1 rRNA gene is annotated in these 255 nt (G+C 52.9%); it reads left to right on the top strand.

Annotation, left to right across the window (positions count from 1 at the left end):
- A 16S ribosomal RNA gene (locus NBG71_RS18770) occupies positions 1-255 on the top strand; the annotation flags it as partial.

The following is a 255-nucleotide window of genomic DNA, read 5'->3' as shown; positions in this document are numbered from 1 at the left end:
ACGGCCGCAAGGTTAAAACTCAAATGAATTGACGGGGGCCCGCACAAGCGGTGGAGCATGTGGTTTAATTCGATGCAACGCGAAGAACCTTACCTACTCTTGACATCCAGCGAATCCTTTAGAGATAAAGGAGTGCCTTCGGGAACGCTGAGACAGGTGCTGCATGGCTGTCGTCAGCTCGTGTTGTGAAATGTTGGGTTAAGTCCCGCAACGAGCGCAACCCTTATCCTTTGTTGCCAGCGCGTGATGGCGGGA

Source organism: Proteus sp. FZP2095 (genome assembly GCF_023701425.1).
Taxonomy (GTDB): Bacteria; Pseudomonadota; Gammaproteobacteria; order Enterobacterales; family Enterobacteriaceae; genus Proteus; species Proteus cibarius.
The sequence above is the reverse complement of the archived record's forward strand: the minus strand, read 5'-3'. Positions and strand labels throughout refer to the sequence as shown.